The sequence below is a fragment of the Acinetobacter tandoii genome, assembly GCF_008867985.1.
GTDB classification, from domain to species: domain Bacteria; phylum Pseudomonadota; class Gammaproteobacteria; order Pseudomonadales; family Moraxellaceae; genus Acinetobacter; species Acinetobacter tandoii.
The window spans coordinates 188,935-208,124 of record NZ_VXLD01000005.1 but is presented as its reverse complement, the minus strand read 5'-3'; the positions used below and the strand labels follow the sequence as shown (position 1 = coordinate 208,124).

Annotated in this window: 18 protein-coding genes; 14 read left to right on the top strand and 4 right to left on the bottom strand. The window is 39.1% G+C overall.

The window, feature by feature from the left end:
- Window positions 1-2 precede the first annotated feature (2 nt).
- The 9 genes from moaA to F4W09_RS10005 all read left to right on the top strand — a co-directional run bounded on the left by moaA (window position 3) and on the right by F4W09_RS10005 (window position 7,130).
- Window positions 3-1,013 (top strand): GTP 3',8-cyclase MoaA, encoded by a 1,011-nt coding sequence (moaA, locus tag F4W09_RS10045; RefSeq protein ID WP_151504702.1) that lies wholly within the window; start codon window positions 3-5, stop codon window positions 1,011-1,013.
- A 1-nt stretch (window position 1,014) separates the two neighbouring features.
- Window positions 1,015-1,278: a MoaD/ThiS family protein gene (locus F4W09_RS10040; protein WP_151504701.1), complete on the top strand. Its 264-nt coding sequence runs from the start codon at window positions 1,015-1,017 to the stop codon at window positions 1,276-1,278.
- A gap of 5 nt (window positions 1,279-1,283) precedes the next feature.
- Window positions 1,284-1,811 (top strand): molybdenum cofactor biosynthesis protein MoaE, encoded by a 528-nt coding sequence (locus F4W09_RS10035; protein ID WP_151504700.1) that lies wholly within the window; start codon window positions 1,284-1,286, stop codon window positions 1,809-1,811.
- Window positions 1,812-1,833: 22 nt separating this feature from the next.
- Window positions 1,834-2,757, top strand: a complete 924-nt coding sequence (gene moaCB, locus F4W09_RS10030; RefSeq protein ID WP_131264851.1) for a bifunctional molybdenum cofactor biosynthesis protein MoaC/MoaB — start codon at window positions 1,834-1,836, stop codon at window positions 2,755-2,757.
- Complete coding sequence (locus F4W09_RS10025) at window positions 2,757-3,983, top strand: molybdopterin molybdotransferase MoeA (RefSeq protein WP_151504699.1); 1,227 nt, start codon at window positions 2,757-2,759, stop codon at window positions 3,981-3,983. Before moaCB ends, F4W09_RS10025 begins: the two co-directional genes overlap by 1 nt.
- A 37-nt stretch (window positions 3,984-4,020) precedes the next feature.
- A complete protein-coding gene (gene modA, locus F4W09_RS10020) occupies window positions 4,021-4,785 on the top strand; it encodes a molybdate ABC transporter substrate-binding protein (RefSeq protein ID WP_151504698.1) in 765 nt (254 codons plus the stop codon).
- Between the two features lie 10 nt (window positions 4,786-4,795).
- Entirely contained in the window at window positions 4,796-5,491 is a 696-nt protein-coding gene (gene modB, locus F4W09_RS10015; RefSeq protein ID WP_151504697.1) for a molybdate ABC transporter permease subunit, read from the top strand.
- On the top strand, window positions 5,485-6,123 hold the full coding sequence (locus tag F4W09_RS10010; protein ID WP_151504696.1) for an ATP-binding cassette domain-containing protein: 639 nt from the start codon (window positions 5,485-5,487) through the stop codon (window positions 6,121-6,123). Before modB ends, F4W09_RS10010 begins: the two co-directional genes overlap by 7 nt.
- Before the next feature lie 113 nt (window positions 6,124-6,236).
- Window positions 6,237-7,130 carry a LysR family transcriptional regulator gene (locus tag F4W09_RS10005; protein WP_016168010.1) on the top strand — a complete coding sequence of 298 codons (894 nt, stop codon included), beginning with the start codon at window positions 6,237-6,239 and terminating at the stop codon, window positions 7,128-7,130.
- Window positions 7,131-7,198: 68 nt separating this feature from the next.
- On the opposite strand, the gene F4W09_RS10000 is transcribed toward F4W09_RS10005, so the two are convergent.
- The 3 genes from F4W09_RS10000 to F4W09_RS09990 form a co-directional block, all read right to left on the bottom strand.
- Entirely contained in the window at window positions 7,199-9,010 is a 1,812-nt protein-coding gene (locus tag F4W09_RS10000) for a monovalent cation:proton antiporter-2 (CPA2) family protein (RefSeq protein WP_151504695.1), read from the bottom strand.
- A 645-nt stretch (window positions 9,011-9,655) separates the two neighbouring features.
- Complete coding sequence (locus F4W09_RS09995; RefSeq protein WP_151504694.1) at window positions 9,656-10,444, bottom strand: crotonase/enoyl-CoA hydratase family protein; 789 nt, start codon at window positions 10,442-10,444, stop codon at window positions 9,656-9,658.
- Window positions 10,445-10,603: 159 nt separating this feature from the next.
- Entirely contained in the window at window positions 10,604-11,254 is a 651-nt protein-coding gene (locus F4W09_RS09990) for a TetR/AcrR family transcriptional regulator (protein ID WP_151504693.1), read from the bottom strand.
- A gap of 120 nt (window positions 11,255-11,374) precedes the next feature.
- Between F4W09_RS09990 and F4W09_RS09985 the strand changes: the two genes are divergently transcribed.
- From F4W09_RS09985 to F4W09_RS09970, 4 genes are read left to right on the top strand one after another with little or no spacing between them, the layout of a single operon-like run.
- Window positions 11,375-12,394 (top strand): HlyD family secretion protein, encoded by a 1,020-nt coding sequence (locus F4W09_RS09985; protein ID WP_151504692.1) that lies wholly within the window; start codon window positions 11,375-11,377, stop codon window positions 12,392-12,394.
- 1 nt (window position 12,395) lies between these two features.
- Window positions 12,396-14,192: an ATP-binding cassette domain-containing protein gene (locus F4W09_RS09980; RefSeq protein WP_151504691.1), complete on the top strand. Its 1,797-nt coding sequence runs from the start codon at window positions 12,396-12,398 to the stop codon at window positions 14,190-14,192.
- Window positions 14,193-15,317, top strand: a complete 1,125-nt coding sequence (locus F4W09_RS09975) for an ABC transporter permease (RefSeq protein ID WP_151504690.1) — start codon at window positions 14,193-14,195, stop codon at window positions 15,315-15,317.
- Between the two features lie 4 nt (window positions 15,318-15,321).
- The gene (locus tag F4W09_RS09970) at window positions 15,322-16,440 is read left to right on the top strand and encodes an ABC transporter permease (RefSeq protein ID WP_151504689.1); all 1,119 of its coding nucleotides are present in this window, start codon (window positions 15,322-15,324) and stop codon (window positions 16,438-16,440) included.
- Window positions 16,441-16,607: 167 nt separating this feature from the next.
- Here F4W09_RS09970 and F4W09_RS09965 read toward each other — a convergent pair whose 3' ends face one another.
- The gene (locus F4W09_RS09965) at window positions 16,608-18,023 is read right to left on the bottom strand and encodes an aspartate ammonia-lyase (RefSeq protein WP_151504688.1); all 1,416 of its coding nucleotides are present in this window, start codon (window positions 18,021-18,023) and stop codon (window positions 16,608-16,610) included.
- 140 nt (window positions 18,024-18,163) lie between these two features.
- Here F4W09_RS09965 and F4W09_RS09960 point away from each other — a divergent pair, with 140 nt between their 5' ends.
- A complete protein-coding gene (locus tag F4W09_RS09960) occupies window positions 18,164-19,036 on the top strand; it encodes a LysR substrate-binding domain-containing protein (RefSeq protein WP_016168005.1) in 873 nt (290 codons plus the stop codon).
- The last annotated feature ends 154 nt before the right edge of the window (window positions 19,037-19,190 follow it).

Here is a 19,190-nt window from a genome sequence, read left to right as displayed (position 1 = left end):
GCATGACAGTATCTATGGTAGAAACCCGAGCTGCATTTATAGATCAATTTGGTCGCAGCAAGCGTAAACTCAGAATTTCAGTGACCGATCGCTGTAATTTTAAGTGTGTCTATTGCATGCCTGAACATCCTGAGTGGATGAAGAAACATCAGATTTTAAGCTTTGAGGCATTGTTTCAGTTTTGCCAGTTTATGGTGCAAAACGGGATTGAATATATTCGCATTACGGGTGGGGAACCTTTAATGCGTCAAGGGGTTGTGCATTTTGTTGCGGAACTGCAAAAACTTAAAAAAATTGGATTGAAACAAATTTCGATGACCAGCAATGGTCACTATTTAAAAAAATATGCGCATGATTTAAAACATGCAGGGCTAGATAGTATTAATGTCAGTTTAGATAGTTTAGATGCAATACAGTTCTTTCAGCTCACCCAAAAGCAGCTTGCTCCCGTGCTTGAGGGAATTCAAGCCGCATTAGCTGTGGGGCTGCCATTAAAAATTAACAGTGTGCTCATTCAAGGGCAAAATCATGAGCAAATCATTCCCTTGGTGCAATGGGCAAAAGACCTCGCTATTCCACTACGTTTTATTGAATTTATGCCTTTGGATGGTGACCGACATTGGAACGCTGAACATGTGGTCAGTGAACAGCAGATACTGGATACGCTTGCATCGAAATTTAATGTTCAAGCCATCCAAGAGCAGTCCAGAAGTCCAGCAAGACAGTATTGGGTCGATGGGCATCAAATCGGCATTATCTCCACCATTACTCATGCCTTTTGTGGAGAATGTGATCGTCTACGGTTGACCGCACAAGGTGAGTTTTATAACTGCCTATTTGCCACACAAGGACTAGCGCTTAAAACTGAAATTGAGCAACTTCAGACGAAACAAAATGCAAATCTGTTACAGCAGAAACTTGAATCTTATATCTGGAACAAAAAAGCGGGGTTTCATGCCATTCAGGCACAGCAAACCTATAGAAAAATTAGTATGCATATGATCGGAGGTTAATATGTTGCAATCAAATTCAACCATCCAAATTAAAATTGAAGCTTATGGTGCAGTTGAAAAATTATTGCCTGCAAACCTTGTGATTTACAGCCCGCCCCATAGTGATATCGGGGCAGTCTTAAGCCAAGTCATGTCACTTTATCCTGAAGCTAAAACCCTGATTGAGCGCTGTGCCTGTGCAATCGGTGAAGACATTATCCCGCGTCATTTGGTTATTGAACATGCAATAACCCTCGTATTGTTATCGCCAGTGGCAGGGGGGTAAGTTAGATGAGCCTGAAAAATTTCCCAAGAGTTCAAACCACCGCATTAACACAAAGTGATTTTGATGGTATCCAACATTTTCCTGAATGTGGTGGTGTTGGTATCTTTGTCGGGACGGTACGTAATCACCATGAAGGTAAAGCGGTCAAAGCGTTGAAATATACTGCTTATGCTCCAGTTGCTGAAAAAATGATTCGCGCCATTGAGCAAGAAATTCAAGCCAAATATCAAGTGTCCTATGTTCGGGTGGTTCATCGCATTGGTGCTTTAGATATTGGCGATACTGCAATTATTGCCATGGCTTATGCCGCACATCGTCGAGAAGCCTTCCAAGCCTGTGAAGAAGCAGTAGAACGGGTTAAGCATGAAGTGCCTGTCTGGAAAGAAGAGTTTTATACAGATGGTTCGAGCCAATATGTAGAAGGTTGCTGTATCCGTAAAGATCAGGATTATGTTGCCGTTACAACGCCTGTTCAGTCACATACTCATCATGGATCATGTTCACACCATCAAACAAAAGCGGCTTCTGTTTAATATTTAGCAATAGGAAAGCACCATGAAAAATGTAGGCATGAAAGCCGAAAGCTATAGAACCGCAGTAGCAACGGGTATTTTGTATGCGCCTGCACATTGTATTGAGCTACTCCGCAATGGCAATACTGAAAAGGGTGATGCACTAAAAACTGCCCGTATCGCAGGAATCCTTGCAGCCAAGCGTACCGATGAACTGATTCCCTTGTGTCATCCCTTACCTATTTACCGTGCAGATGTGGAATATGAACTCTTCGAACAACATGTCTTAATTACAGCAACCGTTGAAACCATTGGTCCAACAGGCGTGGAAATGGAGGCATTAACTGCGGTCAGTCTAGCGGGATTAACCCTCTATGACATGCTCAAGCCACATTGCGAACCAGAAGATTTATGCTTAGACCAATGTAAACTGGCGAAGAAAAAAGGGGGCAAGTCTCATTATACTCGTGCACTAAAAGATGCCATTCCAGCTTCAATTATTGTCCTTTCTGATACTGTTGCCGCAGGTAAAAAGCCAGATACCGCAGGCTTAAATGTGCTGGAGATCCTTCAAGAAGCCAATTTTAAAGAGATTGCTTATCAGGTGATTCCAGACAGTCCTGAGCAATTGCTGGCATTAATCGAACAGCAAAAAAATGAGTATCCTCTTATTCTAACCGTGGGTGGAACGGGACTGGGTCCGAAAGATCTTACCGTAGAAACCTTACAGCCATTAATGAAACGAGAAATTCCGGGGTTGATGGAAGCCTCTCGTAGTTTTGGTCAGAAACGCACACCTTATGCAGCGCTTAGCCGTGGTGTTGCAGGTTATATCGATCAGAGTCTAGTGATCACTTTACCGGGAAGTCGTCAGGGTGCGAAAGAATCCCTCATTGCAATTCAACCTGCATTAATTCATCTATTTGACGTGCAGAAAAATATTCCTCATGCAGGAGGATATCAATAATGTCGGGTTGTGGTACTGAAACAGGATTGATGAGTGTAGATCAAGCCCTTGCGACTATTGTAAATCGAGTTCATGCATTAGCCAGTGAAAGTATTCCATTGCAACAGGCATTGAATCGATACTTAGCAGCAGATATTCACTCTGAAATTGAATTGCCCTTGTTTAGTCAAAGTGCGGTCGATGGTTATGCCATATGCAGCAATCAGCCAATCCTTGAGAATACCAAGTTTGAATTGATTGGTGAAATCCGTGCGGGGCAAGATCAAAACTTGCAACTTGAACATGGACAGGCACTACGTATTTTCACAGGCGCAAAGATCCCTGAAGGGACAACAACCGTTGCACGGCAAGAAATTGTCACAGCATTGAGTCCTGATCAAATTCAAATCAATATCGCCTTAGAAATACATGCCGATATTCGTGATATAGGAGAAGAATTGAGTCGTGGACAACTGCTGGCAAATCAAGGACAGCATTTAAGTGTTGGGGCTATCGCTGCACTAGCGATGGCAGGAGTTCAACAGGTTGAGGTCTATCAATTTCCCAAAGTTGCTGTAGTGATTACTGGAGATGAAGTCGCTAAAACACTAGATGATTTTAGTGCGGGAAAAGTTTTTGATGCCAACGCTCCGTTAATCCAAGCATGGTTTGAACAACAGCAGCAAAACGTCAATATTTATCATGTCGAAGATACCGAACTGGCCCTACAACAGTTAATTCAACAACTCAAACAACAGTGTGACGTGATTTTGACCACAGGTGGGGTTTCAGTTGGGGATTATGACTTTGTGCGACCTGTGGCATTAGCGCAGGGCTTTCGGCAAATCTTTTGGAAAGTGAAACAGAAACCCGGTAAACCGATGCTCTTTGCAAAATATCAATGTGCATCTGGCGATGCCTGTTATTTATTAGGGCTACCGGGGAATCCCGCTGCAGTATTTGTCGGCATGCAAATTTATGGCGCTACTTTATTAAAAACATTACAAGGTCAGACTCAATTACCTAACTGGTTTAGCGCAACCTTAAAGCAATCCATCAAAAGTGATTCGAGAGAACGCTTTCTGAGAATGTTTGCTCATTTTGATCAAGGGCAATTACGGGTCGAAAATTTATCAAAACAGCAATCACATATGCTGAGTAATCTGATGCACGCCAATTGTTTGGTTCGAATACCTGAGAATCAGGTTTTAAGTGCAGGGTCAACGGTACAAGGGCTTTTTCTGTAATCAAACCACTATCGTTAAATTAAGAGGTTGGAATTGTATGAAAATTAAACCTGCTTTAGTGCTTGTTACAACCTGCTGTTTGAGCATTTTAAGTCATGCCAATACCGTCAAAATCTATGCCGCAGCCAGTTTATCCAATGCTTTAACTGATATTTCCAAACAGTATCAGGCACAATATCCAAAAATTAAAATTGTGCCTGTGTTTGGCGCATCTTCCGCCTTAGCCAAACAAATAGAAGCGGGAGCAAGTAGCGATATCTATTTCTCTGCGGATTTAGATTGGATGAATTATCTGGTACAAAAACAGAAAATTAGCGGTAAGCAAGTTCATCCTTTTTTATTGAATCAATTGGTCGCCATTAGCCCACGTCAATTAAATATTCCGTTTCAAGCCAAACCACAATTTAACTTTGCAGGAGCTTTTCAGGGATATCTGTGTACAGGGCAAATGGAATCGGTTCCTGCGGGGAAATATGCCAAGCAAAGTTTAATTAAGCTGAATTGGTTCAATGCTTTAAAAGGTCGAATTGTAGCAACAGACGACGTGCGCGCTGCTTTGGCATTTGTTGAGCGTGGGGAATGTGCTGTTGGAATTGTCTATAAAACTGATGTGCTCATTAGCCAGAAAGTTAAAATTATTGGGACTTTCCCTGCCAATTTACATCATCCGATTATTTATCCCATTGCGCTTACTCAGCAAGGCACAGCAAATCAAGATGCCAGACTATTTGAACAATATGTGCGGACGAATAGCCATGCAAAGCAAATTTTTCAACGCTATGGTTTTGTTTTAAAACAATAGGACTGAATCCATGTTAAGCCCAGAGGAACTCAGTGCATTATATTTATCAGCCAAAGTCGCGTTATTTGCGACCTTGCTGAGTTTGCCCTTTGCCATTGCTTTGGCTTGGGTTTTAGCACGTTATGAGTTTCGGCTTAAATTTTTGTTAGAAGCCATCTTACAAATGCCGATGGTATTACCTCCTGTAGTTTTGGGCTATTTACTCTTGGTTTTATTTGGGCAACAAGGCTGGATTGGGCGCTACTTAAATGAACTCGGTATTCAGGTGGTTTTTAACTGGAAAGGCGCCGTACTCGCTTCAATGATTGTGGCTTTTCCCTTGATGGTTCAGCCCATTCGTCTGTCTTTTCAATTGATTAATCAACAATTAGAACAAGTAGCGGCAACTCTAGGCGCAAGCCCGATACGGGTGTTTTGTAGTATTAGTTTACCTTTGGCAATTCCCGGCATCATTATTGGGAGCATCTTATGTTTTAGCCGTAGCCTAGGGGAATTTGGCGCAACGATTACTTTTGTTGGCAATATTCCAGATGAAACCCGCACGATACCGATTGCAATTTATTCATTTTTGCAACAACCCAACGGCGAAGAAATGGCAATGCGCTTAGTTGCACTTTCTATGCTGTTGGCATTTAGTGCATTAATTGCCAATTATATGATTTTGCAGAAATATCAAAAAAAAATTAGGAGTTTAACGTCATGTTGAGCTGTAAATTCCATTATCAACGAGCTGATTTTAATTTAGATATTCAACTTGAAATGCAGCACCCAATTTTAGGCATTGTTGGTTCATCGGGAAGTGGTAAAACCACCTTGCTCAAGAACATAGCAGGATTACTCAATCCGCTATCTGGTGATATTCAATTGGGTTCTCAAACTTTATTTGCTTCATCTCGGAAGATCAACTTAGCGCCCCATCAACGACAAGTTGCTTTAGTCTTTCAACAAGCGTTGTTATTCCCACATTTAAATGTTCAACAAAACTTAAAATATGCAGAAAAACTTCAAGATCCTCAAAATATCAAATTTCACTCTGCACAAATTGTAGAATTATTAGAATTAGAACATCTGATTCAACGCAAAGCCCATCAACTTTCAGGAGGAGAAGCCCAGCGCGTATGTATTGGACGTGCATTATTGTCATCACCCAATTTATTACTTTTAGATGAACCACTTACGGGTTTAGATCGTCAACTCAAACAACAAATATTACCTTTTTTGAAACGCATTAAAGATGAACTGAATTTACCTATGATTTATGTCACACACCATATTGATGAATTAAAAAGTTTAGAGGCGGAGATTCTCACCATGCGTGAGGGAAAGTTATTAATTTAAATAATTAAGAAAATACATACAATCACAGAAAAAGATAGAATTTGATATTGGCGTAAATATGAAAAAAAGCGATGATATGCGCTTATTGAAATAAAATCAGGATTTCTATTTTAGTGTTCGAACTTGACTGTAAACTTCTTAGCATTTTTTTCTATGTGTATAAATTTAAAAGTGTTTCGGTTGCTGCAGAACAACTCTGCATGAGTCAACCTGCGGTCAGTAATAGCTTAAATAAAATCCGTCAACATTATAATGATCCGCTATTTTTACGTATTGGCAATGAAATGATGCCAACCGAACTTTCCAAACAACTCTTTCCTTTGGTGAGTGAAGCCTTAAACCGAATTGAATTAATTAATAATTTCACCATCGATTTTGATGAAATGAATTCACATCAGCAATTTAACATTGCGATGACAGATGTATCACATTTAGTGTTGCTGCCAAAGATTTCACAATACTTGAAACAGCATGCACCCCATGTAAGATTAAATGTGCGTCCGATTACCTCTGAAACCAGTTATCAAATGGCAAATGGAGAAATTGATCTGGCGATTGGTTTCTTGCCGCATATGGAAAATGGCTTTTATCAACAATTGTTATTTGAACAATACTATGTGGTGATTGCCGCGAAAAACCATCCTCGTTTAACGCCAAATCATTTAACCATTGAACAGTATCTGGCAGAGTCACATATAGATATTGACGCTGGCATTGGTCATTATCATATTGAAAATGAGCTGTTAAATTTAGATCTAAAACGCAATATTATCATGCGCTTACCAAGCTACTTGGGTGTGGGTTTGGTAGTGCAAGAGTCCGATGCGATTGCCACTGTGCCTTATTACCTGAGTGAAGTATTATTGTCGCGCGGTAATTTACAAATTTTTAATGCGCCTATTTCATTTCCGACTTATAGCGTAAAACAGTTCTGGCATATGTCATGTCATCATAAGACCAGCCATCAATGGCTAAGACAAATGTGTCATGAAATTTTAGCGCGATAGAAATTACTCAAAATATAAAAAAGAGGTCTAATTAGACCTCTTTTTATTGATGAATTTTATAATCTTGATTACTGTTGTGTGTCGCATTCATTAATAATTTGCCCTGTATGCTTAGGCGTGATTAATGGTGCTGTCGGGCGTGGGCCTGTGTACTGTAGGCCAATTCCTGCATAGACGTCATCTGCTGCGACTTCTGTTTCAAAACGTTCTTTATCGCGTTCACGAGTTTCGCGACTAATTTCTTCAACCTCATTTAGGTCCACACCCAGTTCTTCTAAAATCGCCTCACCAAATACCATGGCCGACTCAAAAGTTTCCCGAATCATGTAATCGACATTTTGTTTAGCCAAATGTAAGGCGTGTTCACGGTCATAGGAGCGTACCAATAGTTTGGTTAGGGGAAATTCATGCTGTACCAACTCTACAATTTTATTGGTGGTGTCTTTATGGTCTACACACACCACAATGGCTTCTGCTGTGTCTGCTCCTGACGCATGTAAAATATCTAAGCGAGAACCATCGCCATAATAAATGGTAAAACCAAAGCGTTCCGCGTTTTGAATCATGTCGATATCATTATCAATAATTGTGACATCAACACCGCGCGCGAGTAGCAATTGACTGGTCACTTGCCCAAAACGACCAAAACCAATCATCAAAACTTTACTCGAAAGCCCATCTGCAATGCGTATATTATCTAATGAAACTTGTGCTGTTTTTTGGGTAAATCGTTTAAATAAAATACCGATAATTGGTGTAAGAATCATCGACAAAACTACAATTGCGGTAAGGTTAGAGCGTTCTACAGCACTGATTACTTGGGCACTCATTGCAGCCGTAAACAGTACAAAAGCAAATTCTCCGCCTTGAGCCATCAGTAATGCACGATCAAGTGCTTCGACATGCGAGCTTTTGGTTAAACGCGCAGTGATATAGATCATCATTGCTTTAACAAACATGAGTGCAACGACGGCACTGAGAATCAGTGGCCAGTTATTTTTTACCACATTTAGGTCTAGGGACATGCCAACACCGAGGAAAAACAAACCAAGTAAAATTCCTCGAAAGGGCTCAATATCGGCTTCAATTTGATGGCGGAAGGTTGATTCTGAGAGGAGTACGCCCGCTAGAAAAGCCCCCATTGCCATAGAAAGTCCACTAATTTGCATGAGCAATGCTGCGCCTAATACAACCAATAATGCTGCTGCGGTCATCACTTCACGTGCTTTCGCTGCCGCCAATAGACGGAATAGGGGATTAAGTAACCAATAGCCTGCCGCGATCAAACCCGCAATTGAAATTAAGCCAATACCAATACTTTGCAAACGCGCCGAGATGCTTTCAACAACATGATTTGGTGCAATAAACGCGACTATCGCGAGTAAAGGAACAATCAGCAAATCTTCAAATAAAAGAATAGAGACAATTTTTTGTCCACGAGGTTGTGCAATATCACCTCGATCGCCCAAAAGTTGCATCACAATTGCGGTAGAAGTCAGTACAAAACCCGCAGCACACACGAAACTCACTTGCCAAGAATAGCCATAAACTAAGCCAACGCCTGTCAGTCCAAGTGAACATGCGATAATTTGTAAGGTTCCGAGTCCAAAAATCTCCTTTCTTAAACTCCATAAATGTGAAGGACGCATTTCTAGCCCAATCACAAATAGATACATCACAATACCCAGTTCAGCGATGTGTAAAATTGATGCTGAATCATAGAAAAAAGCCAGACCAAAAGGCCCAATAATTAATCCCGCAATTAAATATCCTAATACAGAACTCAGCCCCAAGCGTTTGATCACTGGCACAGCGATGACGGCTGCTGTAAGTAAGATTACAGGGGAGATGAGACTAAGAGAATCCGCTTCTGCACTCATATATTTCTCATATTTATTGAATTATTTTGAAAAATATTAACTGATTATGCGGTCAGAGGACATCATAATTTGAACTTGAGTCAGATTGAATGATAGAACTATAGACGCCAAATTGGCTTTGAGAATATTTGAGAATATTTGAGAAGTCTGATTTAAAATTATCATTTTTATTGCATCAGAATCAAATTTGAAGATTTCGATTGCTGATGCAAATCTCATGTAGGGGGATGTTAATGTTATTTTGTACTGTGTGACATCAAAGCATAAATGCTGAGTCGGCATTGACCACAAAGATGACACAGATGCAAAAAAATGCACAGTATAAGAAAAACCAAAGAATCATTCGTTTAAAGGCTTTATCGGAAATAGAACTGTCTGCATATTTTTCTGGCTTATTTGAACCTTGATCATCTTTCATCACAAAACTCACTCTACTATGGCTTGTAATGATTATGGCGAAGTTCTGTTGACTGATGTAGATACACTTTTTAGATAAAAAACTATAACAGAAGAAAAGATTTTTCAAACTTCTGTTATGTTTTCTCGTATGCGTGATGAATGTTTCAAAGGCATTTTATGACTTAAACCTTAGCTAGCGTAAAGTATCTGCCTTTTATTGAATAAAGGTTCGTAAAGCAAAAAATTCTATTTACCTTTAAACTCAGGTTTTCTTTTTTGTACCATTGCCATAACACCTTCATGGGCATCTTCCGATTGGAACAAAGCAGGCAAGTAAGCGGCTAAATTTTGTAGTGCGTAGGCTGAGCCTTTTTGTTGTGCTTCTTGGGCGGAACAGAGTAAGGCTTGTACGGCTAAGGGTGCTGCTGTAGAAATCTCCTGAGCGATTTGAGTTGCTCGAGCAAGCTGTTGACCGCATGCAACTTTCTCAGAAATAAGATTTAAATCTAAAGCCGTTGCTGCCGTAAAACTTTTCCCAGTCAAAAGATATGGCATCGCTTTTTGCCAACCTGCGGCTTGGACAAAACGTACTGTGGCTCCACCAAAAGGCATAATGCCACGCAATACTTCCATTTGTGCAAATTTACAGTCTTCACTGGCAATCACAACATCGGCATTTAACATCAGTTCAATTCCTGCGGTAAAACAGGTACCTTGTATAGCAACAACGACAGGCTTGGTTCTGGGCTTTCCCGTTACTCCCCAAGGGTCAATTTGATCAACACCAAAATTAAAAACACCCTGAGCCAATTTATCTTGCAGTTCAAGCAAATCTAGCCCTGCTGTAAAATGATCACCATGTGCAAAAATAACGGCACATCTTAAAGCGGGGTCGGCTTCATATTCAGTGAGTGCCTGAGATAACGCCAAGATCATGTGACTATCAAAAGCATTTCGTTTACTGGCACGATCTAAACCAATGAATAAAAGATGATCTTGGACTTCACGACTCACGGCTCCATTTGTATTATTCATTGTTATATACCTTGATTATTCAGTTTATTGATCTGCTTTTATTATGGAATGACTTTGATGAAGATAATGTGGAAAACTGTATGCAAATGATATCCATGAGATCACATTGTAAAAAATCACTGTGCCATATAAAAACTTCTAAATCGAATAGCTATTAGCTCAATGTGGTGAATTTTCCTTTTGGAGATGTACAACCGCTTTTAAACCCGCCAAAGAAAAGGTCTTAAAATGTTGAGCCAACTGCTTGGCTGGTACACAACGCATATTCTGCAACGGACCTGATGCCGCCACGCTAGTCATGATCAGCATTAAGCATGGCGCAACGACACTAAATATACAGGGCAATAGTGTGGGATCATTTTCATCTAAATCGGTAATTTGGCTAATAATATGACGGATAATCTGAAATTTACGTGTACCTTCTGTTTCAAAAAAATTTAATAAATGTGCTGAAGGGGAGAAAATCTCACGAATAAAAACTTTGCCGTGCCATACGTCTTGCTCCACTAATTTTATAACTAGTGTTTCAAAAAAAACTCCCAGTTTTTCTTCAGGATCACATTGCATTTCAGCAATTTCTTGTAGTTCTTGCTCATTTAAATAATGTGCATGTGCTTCGCTAAGAACAGCCTGATACAAGCCATCTCGTCCACCAAAGTGATAGTTAATTGCAGCAAGATCCACTTCCGCCAATTTAACGATTTCCTTGTTGCTGGTTTTAGCCCAGCCTAATTGGGCGATCAAACGACCCGCGGCCTCAAGGATCTTTGACTTGGTTAAATCACCATCACTGCGTCTGGCTCTGGACATCTGCTTACTCGATTGTATATTGGTATAACGTATATTCTTTGATCTTAATTTCATGATAGTTTAAATTTAAATTAAATTTAAACTTTATTGTTTGAGTATAATAAATAAAGGCTGATCTTAATGAAAAAAACAGCGGTAATCTTGATTTTGGCTATGATCGTAATTCTTAGTTGTGGGATTGCTTGGTTTTATTTTAAGAAGCATGAGCCTGAAAATGATCTAACCTTATACGGTAATGTTGATATCCGTCAGGTATCTTTAGCCTTTGAAAATTCAGGAAGAATCAAAAGCCTTCAAGTACAAGAAGGTGATCATGTAAAACAAGGACAAGCACTGGCAGAACTAGATACTTCCGCTTTAGTTATTCAAAAAAAACAAGCTGAAGCCCAATTAATCATTCAACAACAAGCTATTTTGACTCAAAATGAAGGTGCTAGACCAGAAGAGATTGTGCAAGCCAAAGCTCAAATTGCCTCGGCACAAGCAGAACTGAACAAAGCCAGTAAAGCACTACAACGTTTACTTGCTTTAAACTCAAGCAGTGCAGGAAAAGCCATCAGTCAACAAGAAGTAGATGCTGCTCAAAGCAATCAAAACGTGGCTCAAGCATCGGTCAAAGAACGTCAAGCCAACTTAGATTTATTACTCCAAGGTGCACGTAAAGAAGATCGTGAAGCAACTAAAGCTCAATACCAAGCGACTAAAGCGAATTTAGAGTCAATTCAATATCAGCTGACGCAAGCCGTTTTACGCTCCCCAACGGATGCTGTCATTCGGACACGCTTACAAGAAGTGGGCGATATGACCAATGCGCAAAAGGCAGTTTATACACTGGCGCTAACCAATCCTAAATGGGTACGTGTTTATGCCAACGAAGCTCAACTTAATCGCATTCATTTAGGTGATGTTGCCCAAATTTATCGCGATAGCTTACCTGACCAACCCATTCATGGGGAAATAGGATATATCGCGTCTGTTGCTGAATTTACCCCTAAAACGGTACAAACAGAAGACATCAGAACCAGTTTGGTTTATGAAGTACGTGTGTATGTACAAGATCCAAATGACCAACTCAAAATGGGGCAACCCGTAAAAGTAGACATACAACCCACTGCATCAAGTATCCAAGAGAAAAAATAAGATGAGTGAGAGCTACATTCTTCAGGCAAAAGATTTGAAGCATGTGTTTAAGTCTCAACAAAAACACATAGAAGATACCTGCGCATTACAAAATATAAATATGCAAATTAGAGCAGGCGAACTAACCGCCTTGGTAGGACCTGATGGTGCAGGGAAAACTACGTTTCTTCGTTTAATTGCAGGCTTATATCAGCCTACAACTGGTGTGCTAGAAGTTTTAGGGTTAAATGTTGCTGAACATGCGCAAGCCATTCAAAACCGAATCAGTTATATGCCGCAACGGTTTGGACTGTATGAAGATTTAAGCATTATCGAAAACTTAAATTTATATGCAGATTTGCATGGTGTATCTAAGCACGACCGCCAACAACGTTTTGATCGGTTGCTTAAAATTACCGATTTAACTGCATTTACTCAACGTTTGGCAGGACAACTTTCTGGCGGTATGAAACAAAAGTTGGGTTTAGCCTGTACATTAGTACGTTCTCCAGAATTGCTTTTATTGGATGAGCCGAGCATTGGCGTAGACCCACTTTCACGTCGTGACTTATGGACCATCATTGAACGACTGGTGCAAGAGGACAATCTCAATGTCATTATTAGCACAGCCTATATGGATGAAGCCGAGCGTTGTGACCAAGTCTATGTGATGTATAACGGACAGGTAATACAGCAGGGAACACCTCTACAATTACGCACCTATGCCAAGGATAGAACATGGCAAGTTTTACCACCGAAACATATGAAAGCCAGAGTGCTTCAAGCAGCGCTATTGGAGAATACCAAGCTTTATTGTGATGCTGTACCCAAAGGTGAAATGGTGCATTTTATTACCCAAGATGCCTATAGCGAATTTCCAAAACAGCTTTTGCCCGAAGAATTAAAACCTGAAGCCAGAACTGCTGAACTTGAAGATGCATTTATGTTGATTCTGCATCGAACACAACAAACATCCTCTACAGAAACACTGATTGAAAATGAATTAGAGAAGGTGGATGAATTAGACATTTTAAAATCAATTCAATCCAATAATGGTGATGAAAGGGTCATTACAGTCCAAAATTTGACGCGTAAATTTGGGGATTTTACTGCGGTTGCGAGTACGTCTTTTGAGGTATATCGGGGAGAAATTTTTGGTTTGTTGGGGCCAAATGGTGCAGGTAAAACCACAACCTTCCGCATGTTATGCGGACTATTGCCAGCAAGCAGCGGCACACTTGAAGTCGCGGGAGTAAATTTACGTACGGCTCGTGCACAAGCCCGCGCCAAAATTGGTTATGTATCACAAAAATTTGCCTTATATGGAAATTTAAGTGTACATGAAAACCTCAAATTCTTTGGCGGTGCTTATGGTCTCTCAGGGAAAAAATTAAAACAACAAATCGAAAAAATGTTGGCTCAGTTTCATTTGAAGCCTGAAGCCATTAGTGGAAATTTACCTGCAGGATACAAACAAAGGCTTTCTATGGCTGCGGCGTTATTACATGAACCTGAAATTCTATTTTTAGATGAGCCAACGAGCGGCATTGATCCACTCGCACGTCGAACCTTCTGGCATACGATTGGAGAGCTTGCAAATCGGGGAATCACGATTATTGTGACAACTCATTTTATGGAAGAAGCCGAATATTGTGACCGTATCGCCATTCAGGATGCGGGTAAATTGTTAGCGCTTGGCTCACCACAAGAAGTCCGACTTCAAGCAGGAATGCATGCAGGTAAAGATATGAATAGTGCTTTTATTGCAATTGTTGAGCAAGCACGTCATGTCAATACCATATCCAAGGAGAGTGTTTAGATGCAGTCTTCTTTTCTCATCCGTTTAAAAGCTTTAATACATAAAGAGGCTATTCAACTGTTACGTGCCAAAAGCAGTCTGGCAATTGGTCTATTATTACCGATTATTTTAATTCTACTATTTGGCTATGGCTTGTCTTTTGACCTAAGTAATGGGCGAGTTGCTGTCATCGTAGAACAGCCATCTCCTCAAACGCAACAAATCGTTGCGGGAATGCAGGGAAGTCCGTATTTAACTGTTCAGCAATTTTATGCGATGCCCGAAGCCATTACAGCCATAAAAAATGATGAAGTAGATGCTATTTTAGTCATTCCAGCCAATTTTGAAGCTGAACAATTACAAGGTCGTGGCAAGCTTCAGTTATTAAGCAACGGACGCTCGACCAGTGTTGCCTCGAGTATGCAAAGCTATGTTTCGGGCGCAATTTCTAATACTTTAAATCTACAAGTTGAGCGACAAAATTCGACAGCAACACAAGCGACTGTGAGTATAGAACAGCGTATGTGGTTTAATGAGTCGGCAAATAGCACTTGGTTTTTAGTGCCTGGTTTAATTGTTTTGGTACTCACCTTAATCGGGGCTTTTTTAACAGGATTATTAATTGCCCGTGAACGTGAACAAGGAACTTTAGAAGCACTTTTTGTGACGCCAGTAAGACCATTAGAATTGGTCATTGCCAAATTGACACCTTACTTAGTGATTGGTCTCATTGATATTGTCGTCTGCTTAATTGCATCCTCACTGTTATTTGAAGTTCCAATGCGTAGTTCCATGCTTTCAATTCTCAGTGCATGTTTTCTATATTTATTGGTCTCCTTATTGCTCGGTTTAACAATTTCTGGTTTTGCACAAAACCAGTTTCAAGCCAGCCAGATTGCGTTATTAGCCAGTTTTATGCCCGCAATGATGCTTTCTGGTTTTGTATTCGATATTCGTAATCTGCCTTTTGTCATCCAAATTGTTAGCCAAATATTACCAGCCACTCATTTTATGTCCTTAATTAAAACCCTATTTTTAGGTGGAGATGACTGGAAGCTCTGGTTCAAAGAATGCAGTATTTTAATGCTATATGTGATTGTGCTGATGTTTGCTGCCTGCAAATCACTCAAAAAACAGTTGAGATAACGACATGATTCAGCGCGTATTATCATGGTTCCAATATCTGGCTGTATTGGTCAGAAAAGAGTTTTTGGTTATTTTTAGCGACCCTGCAAACCGAATCGTCTTATTTGCACCAGTTCTGATTCAGTCACTGCTGTTTGGTTATGCCGCAACTTATGATGTAAATCGGGTTGATTATGCCATTCTGGATTTAAGTCACAGCCAAACAGCGACTGAATTTGTTGCAAAACTAGATGGTTCAGGTATTTTTCAACGCACTGCTACACTCGAAAATAGCCAGCAAATTACGTCAGTAATTAACAATCGTGAAGCACTGGCAGTCATTACCATTCCCCAAGATTTTGAACAAAAGCTGACGCAACAGCAAGCATCACCGATTCAAGTCATTGTAGATGGGCGTAATTCTTCTACAGCAGGTGCCGCAGGCTCATACATTGCAAGTATTGTGCAACAGTTTAATCAACAACGCTTAAAGAATACAGCACCACTGAATATTGAAACTCGAATTTGGTATAACCCGAATCATGAATCTCGTTGGGGAATTATGCCATCTTTAATTGCTGCATTAAGTATGATGCAAACTTTATTGTTGTCCTCTTTATCTGTAGCAAGGGAACGGGAACAAGGAACATTCGATCAATTACTGGTCACCCCATACACCCCTGTACACATCATGATTGGTAAAGCATTACCGCCTATATTTGTGGGTTTAATTCAATCCACGATTATTTTTCTTATTATATTGTTTTGGTTTCAAATTCCAATGCAAGGTTCTATTGGCTTGCTATATTTGGGGCTGATTAGTTTTAATGTGGCTGTTGTTGGTGTAGGGCTATCGATCTCAGCCATTGCACTCAATATGCAACAAGCCATGTTCTTTACTTTTTTACTGATCATGCCACTGATGCTTCTTTCAGGCTTATTAACACCCGTTCAAAATATGCCTCAAGTATTGGAAATTGCGACATATATTAATCCATTACGATTTGGAATTGATTTAGTGTTACGTGTTTATTTAGAAGGTGCAGAATTTTCCCAAGTAAAATATGACTTTGTTCCAATGATTATTTTGACTTGTATAACTTTACCTTTGGCTACTTGGTTGTTTCGAAATCGCTTGTCGTAAAAGTGAAGAAAGGATTTTATATTCTTCATTCTTTAGAGTACTCATTAACCAAAATGAAAAATTATCGTATGTAACATTCTTCCTGTATCGGATTGATTGAGTATGAAAGACAAAGAAAAAGGAACTTATGACTAAGTTCCTTTTTCTTGAGCAATTACATAAAAATATTATGCAGATTGCTTAGGATGTACCATGTTTTGTACTGAAAGTACTTCTGCTAAAACTTCATCAGAAAGCAAGTTTTCAGCTTTAATAAGCGCAAGAATACTTTGACCAGATTCGTTTGCTTCTTTAGCAATACGAGTCGTCGTTTCATAGCCAAGGTATGGGTTCAATACAGTAATAATACCAATTGAGTTATCTACCAAGTGTTGGCAATGTTCAGCATTCGCACGGATGTTTTCAATACATTTCAATTGGAACATACGCATTGCTTTACCTAACAAATCAATTGATTCGAAAAGTTTAAATGCGATTAACGGTTCCATTGCATTTAACTGTAACTGACCCGCTTCAGCAGAAAGGGTAATTGCCAAGTCATTTGCAATAATTTGGTAACATGCCAAGTTCATTGCTTCAGGAATTACTGGGTTCACTTTACCTGGCATGATTGAACTACCTGGTTGACGTGGTTCTAAGTGAATTTCATTTAGACCTGCACGTGGACCACTCGATAATAAACGTAAGTCATTGGCAATTTTAGCAAGTTTAGTCGCCGTACGCTTTAAGAAGCCTGACAATAGAACGAAATCGCCCATGTCTGAAGTTGCTTCAATTAAGTCAGGAGAACTTGAAATATTCTTTTGTGTAATTTGTGACAATGCTTCAATTGCGTGTAAACGGTATTCAACTTCAGTGTTAATACCTGTACCAATTGCTGTACCTGCTAAGTTCACAACACTTAATGCATTCGGCATGATGCTGTAAAGCATATTCAAGTCATTTTGCAAAGTATTAGCAAAAGCGCCAAATTCTTGACCCAAAGTCATTGGTACAGCATCTTGCAACTGAGTACGACCCATTTTTAAGATATGCGCAAATTCTTCAGATTTTACACGGAAGCTATCGATTAAGCTTTGGAATGGTGTGTTAAGTTGATCTAAAGAAAATAATAAACCAACTTTAATTGCTGTAGGGTATACGTCATTGGTTGACTGTGACATATTTACATCATTATTTGGGTGTAAATATTTATATTCACCTTTGGCATGTCCCATATATTCCAAACCAATATTTGCAATTACTTCATTTGCATTCATATTGGTTGAAGTACCAGCACCACCTTGAATCATATCAATTGGGAATTGATCATGATATAAATCATTCATCAACTGCTGGCAAGCATGTTGAATTGCATTGTATTTATTTTCTTCTAATTTATTTAGTTTAAAATTTGAAACTGCACATGCAGATTTAACCATTGCCAATGCTTTAATGAAAATTGGGAAATGGCTTAATTTATTCGGACTTAAATTGAAATTTTCCAATGCACGAAGTGTTTGTACACCGTAGTAACAATGGAATGGGACTTCTTTAAAACCAAGTAAATCTTTTTCAGTCCGTGATTTAATTTCAATATTCATTTAGAAATGCTCTATAGCGGGAATAATTTTATCTTAGAACCAGAACACCTAGCCTGACTAATGTAAAAAAATATTTATCCATGCATTTTTTGCATAACACTGTATAATTATCAATATCGCTTAGATTATGGACAGCGCAAATGTCATTGGAAATTCGTTGGATTGAAGATTTACTTGCTTTAGAACAAGAAAAATCTATCTCAAAAGCGGCCGAACTCAGACATGTAACACAATCTGCCTTTACACGCAGAATTCAAGCCATTGAAGATGCTTTAGGCTTTCAAATTTTAAAACGCTATAGCAAGAATGTAGACTTTACAGATGCTGGTCAAATCCTGCTGTCATCTGCAAAAAATATACAAAATCAATTAGATACAACAATAAAGTATCTGGAAAAAAATATTAGGAACAATGAGCTTTCTATCAAGTTTGCCGTGTCCCATTCGTTAATTACACAGTTTTTCCCTAATTTCATTCACAATTTATATACAGATATTAAAGATCTACAGCTTGAAATTATTGCAGCCAATATGAAACAGGGCATGCGACTGTTGAAAGAAGGTTCATGTGATTTTTTAATTTGCTATTGTGATGAAGAAACTCTAAAACAGTTAGACCATGCAATTTTTGCATTTCATAAAATTGTGAAAATGGAAATTCTTCCCGTTGCATCTGCACGCGATAAATATGAGAAATACAGTTTAGATCAAAATTTTCCGTTGCTGTCTTATAGTAAGCAGGCTTATTTAAGAAAATGTGTCGATCGTGAAATTGAGGATAAATTAGATTATCGAATTTTATATGAAACAGATAATGCTGGAGATTTAAAAGCTTTGGTTTTACAAGGACTAGGCGTTGCTTGGTTGCCTAAATTATTAGTAGAAGAAGAAATTACTGAAAATAAATTACGCGTCTTAGATGGTTATCATTTTTTCCAAGATGTTTATCTTATTCGCAGTAAAGTTATATATTCTCAACGTATGGACTATATATGGAATACTTTAACTAATTAATATGAATTAGGCATTGTATAAATAATATTTTCATCTATTCAATTTATACAATGCCAATATTATTTTTCTAATATAAATAACAAAAATTGTTCTTACATTTACTGGTTCTGCTCATATTTAAAGCACCTTCCTTCATTGCTTCAGCATACAACCT